Annotated in this window: 23 protein-coding genes and 2 tRNA genes; 23 read left to right on the top strand and 2 right to left on the bottom strand. The window is 61.0% G+C overall.

The window, feature by feature from the left end; genetic code table 11:
• Positions 1-484: 484 nt before the first annotated feature.
• Both DV706_RS16760 and DV706_RS16755 read right to left on the bottom strand, forming a co-directional pair.
• Positions 485-555, bottom strand: a tRNA-Gly gene (locus DV706_RS16760).
• A 627-nt stretch (positions 556-1,182) separates the two neighbouring features.
• A tRNA-Gly gene (locus DV706_RS16755) sits at positions 1,183-1,253 on the bottom strand.
• Positions 1,254-1,555: 302 nt separating this feature from the next.
• Here DV706_RS16755 and DV706_RS16750 point away from each other — a divergent pair.
• From DV706_RS16750 to DV706_RS16640, 23 genes are read left to right on the top strand one after another with little or no spacing between them, the layout of a single operon-like run.
• Positions 1,556-2,458, top strand: a complete 903-nt coding sequence (locus tag DV706_RS16750; protein WP_006067752.1) for a putative RNA uridine N3 methyltransferase — start codon at positions 1,556-1,558, stop codon at positions 2,456-2,458.
• A gap of 4 nt (positions 2,459-2,462) precedes the next feature.
• Complete coding sequence (locus DV706_RS16745) at positions 2,463-3,482, top strand: 50S ribosomal protein L3 (RefSeq protein ID WP_006067753.1); 1,020 nt, start codon at positions 2,463-2,465, stop codon at positions 3,480-3,482.
• A 3-nt stretch (positions 3,483-3,485) separates the two neighbouring features.
• The gene (gene rpl4p / locus DV706_RS16740; RefSeq protein ID WP_006067754.1) at positions 3,486-4,238 is read left to right on the top strand and encodes a 50S ribosomal protein L4; all 753 of its coding nucleotides are present in this window, start codon (positions 3,486-3,488) and stop codon (positions 4,236-4,238) included.
• A complete protein-coding gene (locus tag DV706_RS16735; RefSeq protein ID WP_006067755.1) occupies positions 4,235-4,489 on the top strand; it encodes a 50S ribosomal protein L23 in 255 nt (84 codons plus the stop codon). The genes rpl4p and DV706_RS16735 overlap by 4 nt, the downstream gene beginning before the upstream one ends.
• A 2-nt stretch (positions 4,490-4,491) precedes the next feature.
• On the top strand, positions 4,492-5,214 hold the full coding sequence (locus DV706_RS16730) for a 50S ribosomal protein L2 (RefSeq protein ID WP_006067756.1): 723 nt from the start codon (positions 4,492-4,494) through the stop codon (positions 5,212-5,214).
• The gene (locus tag DV706_RS16725; RefSeq protein ID WP_006067757.1) at positions 5,211-5,633 is read left to right on the top strand and encodes a 30S ribosomal protein S19; all 423 of its coding nucleotides are present in this window, start codon (positions 5,211-5,213) and stop codon (positions 5,631-5,633) included. The genes DV706_RS16730 and DV706_RS16725 overlap by 4 nt, the downstream gene beginning before the upstream one ends.
• 7 nt (positions 5,634-5,640) lie before the next feature.
• On the top strand, positions 5,641-6,117 hold the full coding sequence (locus tag DV706_RS16720; RefSeq protein WP_006067758.1) for a 50S ribosomal protein L22: 477 nt from the start codon (positions 5,641-5,643) through the stop codon (positions 6,115-6,117).
• Positions 6,117-7,043, top strand: coding sequence for a 30S ribosomal protein S3 (locus tag DV706_RS16715; RefSeq protein WP_006067759.1), 927 nt, complete (start codon positions 6,117-6,119; stop codon positions 7,041-7,043). The genes DV706_RS16720 and DV706_RS16715 overlap by 1 nt, the downstream gene beginning before the upstream one ends.
• The gene (gene rpmC, locus DV706_RS16710) at positions 7,043-7,255 is read left to right on the top strand and encodes a 50S ribosomal protein L29 (RefSeq protein ID WP_006067760.1); all 213 of its coding nucleotides are present in this window, start codon (positions 7,043-7,045) and stop codon (positions 7,253-7,255) included. The genes DV706_RS16715 and rpmC overlap by 1 nt, the downstream gene beginning before the upstream one ends.
• A 7-nt stretch (positions 7,256-7,262) precedes the next feature.
• Positions 7,263-7,667, top strand: a complete 405-nt coding sequence (locus DV706_RS16705) for a ribonuclease P protein component 1 (RefSeq protein ID WP_006067761.1) — start codon at positions 7,263-7,265, stop codon at positions 7,665-7,667.
• Positions 7,658-8,092: a 30S ribosomal protein S17 gene (locus DV706_RS16700; RefSeq protein WP_006067762.1), complete on the top strand. Its 435-nt coding sequence runs from the start codon at positions 7,658-7,660 to the stop codon at positions 8,090-8,092. The genes DV706_RS16705 and DV706_RS16700 overlap by 10 nt, the downstream gene beginning before the upstream one ends.
• Entirely contained in the window at positions 8,092-8,490 is a 399-nt protein-coding gene (locus DV706_RS16695; RefSeq protein WP_006067763.1) for a 50S ribosomal protein L14, read from the top strand. Before DV706_RS16700 ends, DV706_RS16695 begins: the two co-directional genes overlap by 1 nt.
• A 3-nt stretch (positions 8,491-8,493) precedes the next feature.
• Positions 8,494-8,850: a 50S ribosomal protein L24 gene (rplX, locus tag DV706_RS16690; protein WP_006067764.1), complete on the top strand. Its 357-nt coding sequence runs from the start codon at positions 8,494-8,496 to the stop codon at positions 8,848-8,850.
• The gene (locus tag DV706_RS16685; RefSeq protein WP_006067765.1) at positions 8,847-9,548 is read left to right on the top strand and encodes a 30S ribosomal protein S4e; all 702 of its coding nucleotides are present in this window, start codon (positions 8,847-8,849) and stop codon (positions 9,546-9,548) included. Before rplX ends, DV706_RS16685 begins: the two co-directional genes overlap by 4 nt.
• Positions 9,545-10,081: a 50S ribosomal protein L5 gene (locus tag DV706_RS16680; protein WP_006067766.1), complete on the top strand. Its 537-nt coding sequence runs from the start codon at positions 9,545-9,547 to the stop codon at positions 10,079-10,081. The genes DV706_RS16685 and DV706_RS16680 overlap by 4 nt, the downstream gene beginning before the upstream one ends.
• Positions 10,074-10,262, top strand: coding sequence for a 30S ribosomal protein S14 (locus tag DV706_RS16675; RefSeq protein ID WP_006067767.1), 189 nt, complete (start codon positions 10,074-10,076; stop codon positions 10,260-10,262). The genes DV706_RS16680 and DV706_RS16675 overlap by 8 nt, the downstream gene beginning before the upstream one ends.
• 1 nt (position 10,263) lies before the next feature.
• Positions 10,264-10,656 (top strand): 30S ribosomal protein S8, encoded by a 393-nt coding sequence (locus DV706_RS16670; protein ID WP_006067768.1) that lies wholly within the window; start codon positions 10,264-10,266, stop codon positions 10,654-10,656.
• Positions 10,657-10,658: 2 nt separating this feature from the next.
• Positions 10,659-11,192 (top strand): 50S ribosomal protein L6, encoded by a 534-nt coding sequence (locus tag DV706_RS16665; RefSeq protein WP_006067769.1) that lies wholly within the window; start codon positions 10,659-10,661, stop codon positions 11,190-11,192.
• 3 nt (positions 11,193-11,195) lie between these two features.
• Positions 11,196-11,921 (top strand): 50S ribosomal protein L32e, encoded by a 726-nt coding sequence (locus DV706_RS16660; protein WP_006067770.1) that lies wholly within the window; start codon positions 11,196-11,198, stop codon positions 11,919-11,921.
• Positions 11,914-12,363: a 50S ribosomal protein L19e gene (locus DV706_RS16655; RefSeq protein WP_006067771.1), complete on the top strand. Its 450-nt coding sequence runs from the start codon at positions 11,914-11,916 to the stop codon at positions 12,361-12,363. The genes DV706_RS16660 and DV706_RS16655 overlap by 8 nt, the downstream gene beginning before the upstream one ends.
• The gene (locus DV706_RS16650; RefSeq protein ID WP_006067772.1) at positions 12,363-12,911 is read left to right on the top strand and encodes a 50S ribosomal protein L18; all 549 of its coding nucleotides are present in this window, start codon (positions 12,363-12,365) and stop codon (positions 12,909-12,911) included. The genes DV706_RS16655 and DV706_RS16650 overlap by 1 nt, the downstream gene beginning before the upstream one ends.
• Positions 12,908-13,558 (top strand): 30S ribosomal protein S5, encoded by a 651-nt coding sequence (locus DV706_RS16645; protein WP_006067773.1) that lies wholly within the window; start codon positions 12,908-12,910, stop codon positions 13,556-13,558. The genes DV706_RS16650 and DV706_RS16645 overlap by 4 nt, the downstream gene beginning before the upstream one ends.
• Complete coding sequence (locus DV706_RS16640; RefSeq protein WP_006067774.1) at positions 13,558-14,025, top strand: 50S ribosomal protein L30; 468 nt, start codon at positions 13,558-13,560, stop codon at positions 14,023-14,025. The genes DV706_RS16645 and DV706_RS16640 overlap by 1 nt, the downstream gene beginning before the upstream one ends.

The following is a 14,025-nucleotide window of genomic DNA, read 5'->3' as shown; positions in this document are numbered from 1 at the left end:
TAGCCCTTCATGGTATAAAAGCCAATCGTAGACAACATTCGTAACTGTCTCTGACTGAAATGCTGCCTAATAGTTCAAAAATAGCCATTCTCTGTTGTCAATGAACGTCGTATTTACTGACTGGCTAGTGACATCAACGAATACGGCCTGTGTGCTCGTCTCTGCTATCGTGGTCGCTCGTGGTATTGGAGCCAAAGCACTACGCTGGCTGACGTTGACTCGCGTGAAACAGCTCGCTCGCTTCGATCGACGCTGTGACAGACTTGCTTCGAATCCAGGTTCGCATTCCAGAATTCGACGCGTACTCACGACACGCTTCGCGGTCGCTTGTGGGATTATATTTAGAGAAGTGCGCTGGCTGGAGTCTGACCCCCTCCTGAGAACCTGCTTGCTACGTTCGCAGGACCGAAGTCTGCTTCAAATTCGAGAACGATTTGCACTGAACAGATGACTCGCTACGCTCGTCGTTACAGTTCAATGAAAATGCGCTGGCTGGGATTTGAACCCAGGTTGTGACCATGGCAAGGTCACGTGATACCACTACACTACCAGCGCGTACTCACTCGGTCTCGAGTGCATTCGGATGGAGTTGCTACGTCTATTTATAAATGTCGAAACGAAAACCGCCCGCTCTGTGCCACGTTGCAATCAGTCTCTCGATTAGAACTCGAGCAACCACAACCTCCGTTTCGACCTGTTCGTACAACTGCCGGTACAGCTCGTCGGCATCGTCTGCTATCGAAGCGCGCTGGCTATCGTAGCCACTGCACGTCACTGCACGCCAGATCGCCTGGTTGGAGCGCGGTTCGACGCGATCACCGGAGCGAGAACCGCAATCTGGTGAGCGGGGAACGACGTGACCCGTGAGCTATGCGATCCGTGTGGACATCGTTTCAGTTGTTACTCTAGGATTTGGGCCGATCCTGAGAATCGACTCGTGTTCCTCACAGAACCGAAGTCTGCTTCAAATCCAGATTCGCATTCCAGAATCCATCGCATACTCACGACACGCCTCGCAGTCGCTCGTGGAATTGAGTTCAGAGAAATGCGCTGGCTGGGATTTGAACCGCTCCTGAGAACCTGCTCGCTACGCTCGCAGAACCTCAGTATGCTTCAAATCCGAGAACGGTTTTCACTGAACAGACGGCTCGCTACGCTCGTCGTTACAGTTGACAGTGAAAATGCGCTGGCTGGGATTTGAACCCAGGTTGTGACCATGGCAAGGTCACGTGATACCACTACACTACCAGCGCCCTGTTGCGCACTTACACTTACACCGGCAGGGATGTATAAGGGTTGCGAACCGGGAGCAGTATGGGTGTTCACGACGTACCATGTGGCTTCGACATAGCTTTCACCGATTCGTGTGCACACGCGTAGAAAAGATATACACGGGTTTCCAGTCACACCGTCGGCTCGTCATTTGAGACTCCCTGTATGTCCTGATTTCCCACGTGTGAGGCGTTCACAGCCGCAATCGAATCCGCTATCCTTTTACGATGGTATCGGCAACACATCGCTACAGTCTAGTGACGCGGCGCCGAAGCGTCTCGGCATGACCGTCAGCATACTCGTCCCGTCGTCGCTCACCCGTGAAGCCGAGGACAAACGCGAGGCAACTCGCAAACTCGGATACGTCGCCCGCGCGGCGACGATCTTTCGGGCTGATCGCCTGGTCGTCTACCCGGATCGGGAAGGCGAAACAGGCAGATTCGACGGCGGGTTCGTAAGCACCGTCTTGCGGTACGCCGCAACGCCACCATACCTTCGAAACGAGGCATGGGGAATGCGGGACGAACTGGAGTATGCGGGCATCTTGCCGCCGCTCCGCGCCATGTCACAGACCGGCTCCGAATCTACCGGTTCGGGGTCGTCAAGACAAGGAATCGTGACCGAGGTCGGACCTGAAGGGCGCGTCCGGGTCAATTGCGGCTTGCAACACCCGATCTCCCTCAACGTTCCTCCGAAAATGGAGGTCGACGAGGGGGAGCGCGTGACCGTCAGGATCTCTTCGCGACGACCGGTCCGAGCGAAACTCGAGGACAAACCCCTCCCGGGGCTGTCAGTCGAGCGGACGGACCTTTCCGCAGCACTCGGCCGTGAGGACGCTGGCGTCTGCATCGCCGCTTCCCGATTCGGTGAAGAGCTCACCGTCGGGCGGCTTGGGACGCTGGCCGGACGCATCGATCGTGACGGGCTGACTGTCGCGTTCGGTGCGCCCGAGAGAGGGCTGCCGGATATCCTCGGAATCGAGGCATCAGCTGTCAACGCGTCGTCGGGACAAGGCGACGCGGCCGAATCGTCCACTGGGGACGACACAGCCGATGACGGAGTCGAACCCACAGCCGATCCAGGGTTCGACCTCTGGCTAAATACGGTTCCGAATCAGGGCAGCGAGGTTGTGCGAACGGAAGAGGCTCTGTTCGCCACCCTCGCTCCCCTCTCACTGCAAGAGTGATAGAATGCCACAACCAAACGCACCACGCAAAGGCTCACTCGGGTTCGGCCCACGACAGCGGGCGACCAGCGAGGTCCCACGCTTTAACTCGTGGCCGGACGACGACGGACAGCCGACGCTCCAGGGTTTCGCGGGCTACAAGGCCGGTATGACCCACGTCGTTATGGTCGACGACAAAGCGAACTCGCCGACCGAGGGAATGGAAGAGACCGTTCCCGTGACGATCGTGGAGACGCCGCCAATGCGCGCCGTTGCTCTGCGAGTGTACGAAGACACCCCGTATGGTATGAAGCCACTGACTGAGGTCTGGACCGACGAGTTCGTTCCCGAACTCGATCGCGTGCTGGACCTTCCCGGTGACGATTACGACGTCGATGCCGCGACGGACGAACTCCGTGGCTACCTCGAAGAGGGACGCATCGACGACGTTCGCGTCATCACCCACACGGTACCGGGGGAGGTTCCCTCGATGCCGAAGAAGAAACCGGACGTGATGGAAACGCGCGTCGGCGGCGGCTCTATCGAAGAGCGCGTCGACTTCGCCCTCGAGACCGTCGAGGACGGTGGCGAACACGTCATGAACGACATGTTCCGTGCCGGCGAGTACGTCGACGCAAGCGGCGTCACGAAAGGGAAAGGGACGCAGGGTCCCGTCAAGCGATGGGGCGTCCAGAAACGCAAGGGCAAACACGCCCGGCAGGGCTGGCGTCGCCGCATCGGCAACCTCGGCCCCTGGAACCCATCCCGCGTCCGCTCGACGGTCCCACAGCAGGGACAGACGGGCTACCACCAGCGGACGGAACTGAACAAGCGCCTCGTCGACATCGGCGACGGCGCAGACGCGACGGTCGACGGTGGCTTCGTCAACTACGGCGAAGTCGATGGACCGCACGCGCTGATCAAGGGCTCGCTCCCCGGGCCAAACAAGCGTCTCGTACGCTTCCGCCCGGCGATCCGACCCGGAGACCAGCCGCGCCTCGATCCCGAGGTGCGCTACGTCTCCACCGCATCCAACCAGGGATAACACATGGAAGCAACAGTACGCGACCTGAACGGCGACGAAACGGGCTCTGTCGAGCTCCCGGCGGTCTTCGAGACCACATACCGCCCGGACCTGATCGCCCGCGCCGTTCGTGTCGCCCAGGCAAACCGGAAGCAGGACTACGGTGCCGACGAGTTCGCTGGCAAGCGCACGCCGGCTGAATCGTTCGGTAGCGGCCGCGGTATGGCCCACGTCCCACGCCAGGATGGACGCGCACGACGCGTTCCTCAGGCTATCAAAGGACGAAAGGCCCACCCACCAAAGGCCGAAAAAGACCAGTCCGAATCGATCAACACGAAAGAAAAGAAGTTGGCCGTCCGCAGCGCCATCGCGGCAACGACGGACGCCGAAATCGTCGCCGACCGTGGTCACGAGTTCGACGAGGACGCCGAGATCCCGGTCGTCGTCGACGACGAGTTCGAGGACCTTCAGAAGACGAAGGAAGTCGTCTCGTTCCTCGAGGCCGCTGGTCTCGAGGCCGACATCGAACGTGCCGACGAAGGTCGAAGCGTCCGATCCGGACAGGGGAAAGCCCGTGGCCGGAAGTACAAGACGCCGACGTCGATCCTCTTTGTCACCTCGAGTGAGTCCGGCCCATCCCGTGCGGCCCGGAACCTCGCTGGTGCCGACGTCACGACGGCTGCGGAGGTCAACGCAGAGGCACTCGCACCCGGCGCACAGCCGGGTCGACTGACTGTCTGGACCGAAAGCGCACTCGAAGAGGTGGCAGACCGATGAGTTCGATCATCGAACACCCACTGGTCACGGAGAAGGCGATGAACGACATGGACTACGAGAACAAGCTCCAGTTCGTCGTCAACCCCGACGCCACCAAACCCGAGATTCGCGACGAAGTCGAAGCTCGCTTCGACATCTCGGTCGCTGACGTCAACACGCAGGTAACGATGAAAGGCAAGAAGAAAGCGACAATCAAACTGTCCGAGGACGACGACGCTCAGGAAGTCGCCTCCCGGATCGGGGTGTTCTAAGAATGGGACGACGCATTCAAGGACAACGACGCGGACGCGGGACATCGACGTTCCGTGCCCCATCCCATCGCTACAAGGCGAAACTCGACCACAAGAAGGAAGAAGACGACGACGTCATTCGCGGAACCGTCGTCGACATCGAACACGACCCGGCTCGGTCCGCACCGATCGCCGCTGTCGAGTTCGAAGACGGCGATCAGCGACTCATCCTCGTTCCTGAGGGTGTCGCCGTCGGCGAGGAGATCCAGGTCGGTGTTTCGGCTGAGATCAAACCCGGGAACACGCTCCCGCTCGCGGAGATCCCCGAAGGGGTTCCGGTCTGTAACGTCGAGGCAAACCAGGGCGACGGCGGTCGATTCGCTCGCGCCTCCGGTGTCAACGCAGACCTGATCACCCACGACCGCAACGCAGCGGTCATCCAGCTCCCAAGTGGCGAGGTCAAGCGCCTCGATCCGCAGTGCCGTGCAACCATCGGCGTCGTCGCTGGTGGTGGCCGAACGGAGAAGCCGTTCGTCAAGGCAGGGAACAAGTATCACAAGATGAAATCGCGCGGGACGAAGTATCCACGCGTCCGTGGTGTCGCGATGAACGCCGTCGACCACCCATTCGGTGGCGGTGGCCGCCAGCACCCCGGCAAACCAAAGTCCGTCTCGCGGGACGCCCCGCCAGGACGGAAGGTCGGTGACATCTCGTCCCGACGCACCGGTCGAGGTGGCAACAAATGAGTCAGGAGTACCGAACCGGCCGTGAAGGTGAGTTCACCTACCGCGGCTACACGCTCGACGAGCTGCAGGAGATGGAGCTCGAAGAAGTTGCAGAACAGCTACCCGCTCGCAAGCGGCGAAGTATCAAACGCGGTCTCTCCGTCGAGAAGCAGAAGCTCCTCGAGAAGGCCCGCGAAAAAGACGAGGAAGAGACAGCGAACGCGCCGATTCGAACCCACCTTCGGGATATGCCAATCCTGCCGGAGTTCGTCGGCCTGACCTTCGAGGTCTACAACGGCCAGTCGTTCGAGCGCGTCCGTGTCGAACCCGAGATGATCGGACACTATCTCGGCGAGTTCCGACTGACCCGGACGTCCGTCGAGCACGGACAGGCCGGTATCGGTGCGACTCGATCCTCGAAGTTCGTCCCACTGAAGTGATCACCGTATGGGAATCAACTACTCAGTCGACGCAGACCCGGACACAACCGCGAAAGCGATGCTCCGAGAGCGTCACATGAGCCACAAGCACAGCAAAGAGGTCGCCCGCGAACTCAAGGGCCGTACCGTCGAAAACGCCCAGGCGTACCTCCAGGATGTCATCGACCAGAAGCAGTCGGTCCCATTCAAGTCCCACAACACCGGCGCGGGTCACCGCTCCGATATTGAGGGCTGGGACGCCGGCAAATACCCCGAGAAGGCCTCTGAAGCGTTCCTCGACTTGCTCGAGAACGTTGAGTCCAACGCGGACCACCAGGGCTTCGACGGCGCATCGATGGAGATCGCCCACGTCGCCGCCCACAAAGTCGGCGAATCGGTCGGCCGCAAGCCCCGCGCAATGGGACGTGCGTCCGCCTGGAACACGCCGCAAGTGGACGTCGAAATCGTGGTCGAAGAAACTGAGGACGACGAGGAAGATAACTAATGGCTGACGAACACCAGTTCATCGAAAACGGCCTCCAGCGGTCACAGATCGACGAGTTCTTCCAGGAAGAGCTCGGCCGCGCAGGCTACGGTGGCATGGACGTCGCCAAGACGCCGATGGGTACGCAGATCGTCCTCAAGGCCGAAAAGCCCGGGATGGTCATCGGCAAAGGTGGCGAGAACATCCGGAAGGTCACGACGGCTCTCGAGGAGAAATTCAACCTCGAGGACCCACAGATCGACGTGCAGGAGGTCGAAGAACCCGACCTGAACGCACGGATCGTCGCTGATCGACTGGCCAACGCACTCGAGCGTGGCTGGTACTTCCGGAAAGCCGGTCACACGACGATCGACCGCATCATGGAAGCCGGCGCACTTGGCGCCGAGATCGTCCTCTCCGGAAAGGTCACGGGCGCACGATCGCGCGTCGAGAAGTTCAACCGTGGCTACATCAAGCACAACGGCGAACCCGCCGAAGAGGTCGTCGACCACGGCCAGGGCGTCGCAGTGATGAAACTCGGTACCATCGGGGTCAACGTCAAGATCATCCCACCAGGTGCCAAGCTTCCCGACGACTTCGCCGTCTACGAAGACATGGACCCCGAGGAAGTCGTCCCTGACGCCGTCGAGGCCAACGAGGCAGAGGGTGTCGAGGAACTCCTCGAGGGCGAACCCGAAGCGGCCGAGGCAGCCGGCGCCGAAGCTGCGGCCGACGAGGCCGTCGAGACGGACGCCGAGGATGACCTCGACGAAGACGTCGTCGAGGAAGTCATCGAAGCCGAAGTCGACGACGAAGAGGAAGTCGACGTCCCAGACGAGTCCCCAATCGAGGACGACCTCGATGAACTCGAGGAAGACGTCGAAGCGGAAGCCGAAGAACTCGTCGCGGAGATGGAAGACGAGGACGACGAGGGAGGTGACGCCTGATGGCGATTCTCCACGTCGAAGAGATCCGCGACATGACGCCTGCAGAACGAGCAGAGGAGCTCGAAGAACTCGAGACGGAGCTGCTGAACCAGAAGTCCGTTCTCGCAGCCGGTGGTGCACCGGAGAATCCGGGCCGCATCGGCGAACTAGGTACCACCATCGCGCGGATCAAGACGATCCAGCGTGAGGAAGGCGACCTCGACGAAGAGTAATCGAACAATGGCACTGACACCTGAGACCCTGCCGCGACACGAACTCAATGGGCTCCCCGTGCGAGTCGTCGAGAGTGACGACGATTCGCGAGTGGGCCTCGAGGGCCGCGTCGTCATCGAGACGACCAACACCCTTTCCATCGAGATTCGGAACGGTGGCGAGTCTCGGGTCGTGATGGTGCCGAAGTCGGGCTCGACGTTCGAGTTCGCGATCACAGATGACGCCGCCGACTTCCCAAAGGAGTCGGGGACCATGTCCAAACTGGCCGACACTCAACCTGCGGGCACCGAGCAATCGGACGCCGCAGACAGCGCCGGCGAGGATGTGGCCTACGTTACGGTCGATGGCTCGCGACTGCTCTCACGCCCTGCCCGACGCACGGAAACTAGTGGTGATTCACCATGGCAATAGGACTAGACGTTGAAACCCCTCCGGAACCCGAAAACCCGGAGGAATACGACTACAAGACGTGTCCGTTCTACGGCGAGCTTCCCGTTCGAGGACAGATCCTCGAAGGGCAGGTCGTCTCGACGGACATGGACAAGACCGTAGTCGTCGAGCGAGAGTACGATGTGGCGGTTCCAAAATACGACCGCCTCATGAAACGACGCTCGCGCATCCCGGCACACGTACCGGGCGTGCTCGAGCCGCTCTCGGTCGGTGACTCGGTCAAGATCGCAGAGACCCGACCACTGTCGAAGACGAAATCGCACGTGGTCGTCGAAATAACTGAAGAAGCAACTGCAGCCGACGTCGCCGAGCTGACCGGCGAAAGCGAGCCGGACCCACAGCTTTCGGCCGACGACCTCGGCGGCAGCAACGAGGGTGATGAGTGATGGAGGCAATGAAAGCCGACGTCACCCAGGGACTCAAGAAAGGGTCGCTGGTCACGTGTGCCGACAACACTGGCGCACGCGAACTCAAAGTCCTCAGCGTCGCGGGCTACCACGGCACCAAGAACCGCCAGCCAAAAGCGGGACTCGGTGACAAAGTGACCGTTTCGGTCACCAAGGGTACGCCCGAGATGCGCCGACAGGTCCTCGAGGCCGTCATCGTCCGCCAGCGGAAGTCGATCCGCCGGCCAGACGGGACGCGACTGAAGTTCGAGGACAACGCGGCCGTCATCATCGACGAGAACGAAGAGCCCCGCGGAACGGAAATCAAGGGCCCGATCGCCCGCGAAGTCGCAGAACGCTTCGGAGCAATCGCAAGTACCGCAACGATGATCGTATAGACAATGAGCAAGCAACCACACAAACAGCGAAACCAGACGGAGCATGCGCCGCTGCACAAGCGAGGGAAGCAGCTCCACGCGACGCTGTCCGACGACCTCCGCGAGGAGTACGAGACCCGACGCACCCGTGTTAACGCGGGCGACACCGTCGAGGTCATGCGCGGTGACCACGCTGGAACGGAAGGCGAGGTCCTTCGTGCGATCCTCGAGGACGGGACGATCCACGTCGAGGACGTGACGGTCGAGACGGCAGACGGCGAAGAAGTGCCACGACCGCTTGCCCCCTCGAACGTCCGTATCACGGAACTCGACCTGGAAGACGAGCGTCGCGAGGCGCGTCTCGAAGGTGATACCGAATGAGCAACCACCAGAAACGACTGTCAGTACCGAAGTCCTGGCCGGTCGAGCGGAAGACTAACGTCTTCACGGTCAAGGCCGGTGCCGGCCCACACGGCAAAGAGGGCGTTCCGCTCGTCGTCTTGCTGCGGGACGTACTCGGCTACGTGGACTCGAAGAAAGAAGCACGATACGCCCTCTCCGAGGATGCAATCCTCGTCAACGGCGAGCCGATCAATGACGAACAGCGCCCAATCGGCATGTTCGACATTATCGCGTTCCCCGGCCGAGAGGAGTACTACCGCGTCTTCCCCGACGAAGGCGGCCGACTTGCGCTGACTGAGATCGACGAGGATGCTGCAGAAAGCCGCCTCGGCAAGATCGCAGGCAAACAGCAGGTCACCGGTGGGGACACGCAGCTGACGCTGCACGATGGCACGAACGTCATCGTCGACGACGGCAGCGAGTACAACACGAGCGACTCCGTCGTTGTCGACAACGACGACAAGTCGATCGTGGCTCACTTCCCATTCGAAGAGGGCGCACTCGTCACAGCCATCCGTGGCAACCACGGTGGCAAGATCGGCGAGATCGACGCGATCGACATCACGCCAGGAAGCGGTCCGAACACCGTCGGTGTCTCTACCGACGACGACGGATTCGAGACCATCCAGGAGTACGTCGTCGTGATCGACGAGAACTTCACGGGTGATGACGAATGAGCGAAGCTGACGTCGGCGAGTTCCACGAGATGCGAAAGCCCCGCGTCGAGAAAGTCGTCGTCCACATGGGCGTCGGCCGCGGTGGCCGCGAACTCGGCAAAGCCGAGGACATTCTCGAGGAAGTCACGCAGCAAGAAAGCGTCCGTACCCAGGCGAAAAAGACCGAACCCGATTTCGGCATTCGTCAGGGCGACCCGATCGGCGCGAAGGTCACCCTTCGTGGCGACGAGGCTGCTGAGTTCCTCGAGACGGCACTGCCGCTTGCGGAACTCTCCGCGAAGCAGTTCGACGATACTGGCAACTTCAGCTTCGGTGTTGCAGAGCACACCGAGTTCCCCAGCCAGGAATACGACCCGAACGTCGGGATCTACGGCATGGACGTCACCGTCAACCTGGTCCGTCCAGGCTACCGCGTCGCAAAACGCGACAAGGCCAACCGTTCGATCCCTTCGAGCCACCGACTCACCCCCGAGGACGCAATTGCGTACCTCGAGGCGAACTTCGACGTGAGCGTGGAGGCAGACGATGAGTGAAACTGAAACAGACGTAGAAAGCGAGCGCACGGGCGAGCACGCCGCAAAGCGCACGGGGCAGGAAGCGGCCTGCCAGCGCTGTGGCCGCAAACAGGGGCTTGTCGGCAAGTACGACATCAACCTCTGTCGGCAGTGCTTCCGCGAGATTGCTCGTGACATGGGATTCAGGAAGTATCGATAATATGACTGGAAACGATCCACTCAGCAACGCGCTCTCGGGACTCGACAACGCCGAGAGTGTGGGGCATCTGACCCACGAGGTAACACCCGCCTCCAACGAGATCGGCAGCGTACTCGAGGTCTTCTACGACCGCGGGTACATCGACGGCTTCGAGTACGTCGACGACGGTAAAGCCGGTCAGTTTGAGGTCGAACTGAAAGGAGCGATCAACCAGTGTGGCCCCGTCAAGCCCCGCTACGCCGTTGGCGCAGAAGACTTCGAGAAATGGGAGAAGCGCTATCTTCCCGCTCGAGGCTTCGGTGCACTCGTCGTCACGACGAGCAACGGTATCATGAGCCATTACGAGGCGCGTGAGGAGGGCATCGGTGGTCAGGTTATCGCATACGTCTACTAACCATGCGAGTCGAACTGGAAATCCCTGACAACGTAACCGTCGAGACCGACCATCTCGATGTGACCGTCGACGGTCCGGAAGGCAGCGTTTCGCGCCGTCTCTGGTACCCTGACGTGTCCGTCGAGACAGAAGACGACACTGTGGTCATCGAAAGCGACGCCGAGGACGCGAAAACGAACGCGACCGTCGGCACCTTCGAGAGCCACATCACGAACGCCTTCCACGGCGTGACCGAGGGCTGGGAGTACAAGATGGAAGTCTTCTACTCTCACTTCCCAATGCAGGTCCGCGTGGACGGCGACGAGGTCGTCATCGAGAACTTCCTCGGCGAGAAGGCACCGCGACGCACGACTATCCACGGTGAGACGGACGTCTCCGTCGACAACGAACGCCTCGTCCTCTCCGGTCCGAACAAAGAGGACGTCGGCCAGACGGCGGCAGACATCGAGCAGCTGACCCGAGTCAGCGGCAAAGACACCCGTGTCTTCCAGGACGGGGTCTACATCACCGAGAAACCCGCGAAAGGAGGTGCCTGATAGATGGCAGACGAAGACCAAGCAAACGACGAGCCACAGGAGCTCGAGGACATCAGCGGCGTCGGCGAGAGCAAGGCAGATGCCCTGCGCGAAGCCGGCTTCGAGTCCATCGAGGACGTCAAAGAGGCCGACCAGGACGAACTGGCCGAAGCCGATGGCGTCGGGAACGCACTTGCGGCCCGAATCAAAGCCGACGTCGGCGATCTCGAGGTCACCGAAGAGACCGAAGCCGAGATCGAAGATGAAGGCGAAGCAGAAGAAGAGCCAGCCGAGGACGTCGAGACGGAACTCCAGCCCCGCGGGCTGACCGAGAAGACGCCCGAGCTTTCCGAGGAGGAAGAACGACTGCTCCAGCGCCGCCGTAGCGTCAGCAGTCCACAGTTCAACCGACAGGACTACCACAAGAAAAAGCGGACCCCAGAATCCTGGCGCCGCCCACGCGGTCAGCTGTCGAAACAGCGCCGTGGCGTCAAAGGGAAGGGGCCGAAAGTGTCGGCCGGCTACCGAACGCCCGAAGCCGTTCGAGGGAAACACCCAAGCGGCTTCGACGAGGTCTACGTCGAGAACACCGACGACCTCGACGGTGTCGACGGCGACCATCAGGCCGTTCGAATCGCATCCGCTGTTGGCGCACGCAAGCGCGAGCGGATCGAAGAACAGGCCGAGGAACAGGGCGTTCGCGTCCTGAACCCAACCTACGAAGAAGTCGAGGTGGAATCCAATGACTGATCTTTCCGCACAGAAGCGACTCGCTGCCGACGTCTTAGACGTCGGGCAGAACCGCATCTGGCTCGACCCCGAGGCCCAGGCGGACATCGCCGAAGCGATTACCCGCGACGAGATCCGTGAGCTCGTCGACGAGGGACGCATTCAGGCCGAAGACGCCAAGGGCAACTCCCGTGGCCGTGCCCGTGAGCGCAACGCAAAACGCGCTTACGGCCACCAGAACGGCCCCGGCAAGCGCCGCGGCAAGAAAGGCGCTCGCCAGAACAAGAAAGAAGAATGGCAGAACAAGATTCGCGCACAGCGACGGAAGCTGCGTGAACTCCGCGACAAGGGCGAGCTGACGCCCACGCAGTACCGCGAGCTTTACAAGAAGGCTGGCGGTGGGGAGTTCCGTAGTGTCCGGTATCTGTTGAATTACATTGACGAAACCTACGGTGACCAATAATGGCGACAGGACCACGATATAAGGTACCGATGCGGCGTCGCCGTGAGGTCCGGACGGACTACCACCAGAGGTTGCGCCTGCTGAAATCGGGCAAGCCCCGCCTGGTTGCTCGCAAGAGCAACAAGCATACTACGGCGCAGCTGATTACTCCCGGACCTCAGGGAGACGAGACGCTCGCAAGCGCACACTCGAGCGATCTAGAAGCGTACGGCTGGGAAGCACCCACAGGAAACATCTCTGCGGCCTACCTGACCGGCCTGCTGGCCGGCAAACGAGCCGTCGAGGCAGGTCTCGAGGAAGCAGTCCTCGACATCGGCCTCAACACGGCAACCCCCGGGAACAAGGTGTTCGCGGTGCAGGAAGGCGCAATCGACGCAGGCCTTGAGATCCCGCACAACGACAGCGTGCTTGCAGACTGGTCGCGTACCCGCGGCGAACACATCGCCGAGTACGCCGAACAGCTCGACGAGCCACTGTACAGCGGTGAGTTCGACGCAGCAGATCTGCCAGAACACTTTGACGACGTACGAGAGGCGATTCTCGAATGAGCAACTACAACGACAGTGGATGGGAACCCGTCACCCGTCTCGGTCGGATGGTCCAAGAGGGCGAGATCGACGATATGGAGACCGCCCTCAACTCGGGACTCCCGCTGAAGGAACCCGAGATCGTCGACCAGCTCCTGCCGGGGCTTGACGACGAAGTGCTGGACATCAACATGGTCCAGCGTATGACGGACTCCGGACGACGCGTGAAGTTCCGATGTGTTGTCGCGGTCGGTAACCGTGACGGCTACGTCGGCTACGCGGAAGGTCGAGACGACCAGGTCGGGTCTGCCATCCAGAAGGCGATCGGTATCGCGAAGCTGAACATCATCCAGGTGCCACGCGGCTCCGGCTCGTGGGAAGACCGCTCGGACCGGCCCCACTCGCTGACCCGTCGGACCACCGGCAAAGCCGGCTCCGTCGAGGTCGAAGTCATCCCTGCCCCCGAAGGGCTCGGACTGGCTGCAAGCGACACCGTTCGTGCCGTCCTCGAGCTGGCCGGCATCGAAAACGTCTGGACGAAGAGCCACGGAAACACTCGAACGACGGTCAATCTCGCGAAAGCGACGTTCAACGCACTCGAGAACGCCTCGCAGTCGCGCCATCCACAGCGTCGTCCCGACCGAGAAGAAGCCGAGGTGAGTGAGTGATGAAAGCGATCGTTCAGGTTCGTGGTGAAGTGAACCGCAAGCAAGACGTGCAGGACACGCTGAAGATGCTCAACATCCACAGCGTCAACCACTGCGCACTTGTCCCCGAGACCGACACGTACCAGGGGATGATCACGAAGGTCAACGACTACGTCGCCGTTGGCGAACCCGATGCTGACGTCCTTGAGACGGTGCTCGCAAAGCGTGCCGAGCCCCTCGAAGGCAAACAGTCGGACGTCGACGAGGAGTGGCTCGCCGAGAACACCGAGTACGACGACTTCGGTGCACTCGCCGAGGCACTGCTTGCCGAGGAGACGACGCTTCGTGAGGAAGGACTGTCGCCGACGCTTCGACTGCACCCACCACGCGGTGGCCACGACGGCATCAAGAAGCCGACTGTCGAAGGCGGCCAACTCGGAAAGCATACAACGGGAGAGATTAACGACCTCCTAGACTCGATGCGATAA

The organism is Natronorubrum bangense, assembly GCF_004799645.1.
Classification (GTDB): domain Archaea; phylum Halobacteriota; class Halobacteria; order Halobacteriales; family Natrialbaceae; genus Natronorubrum; species Natronorubrum bangense.
The sequence above is the reverse complement of the archived record's forward strand: the minus strand, read 5'-3'. Positions and strand labels throughout refer to the sequence as shown.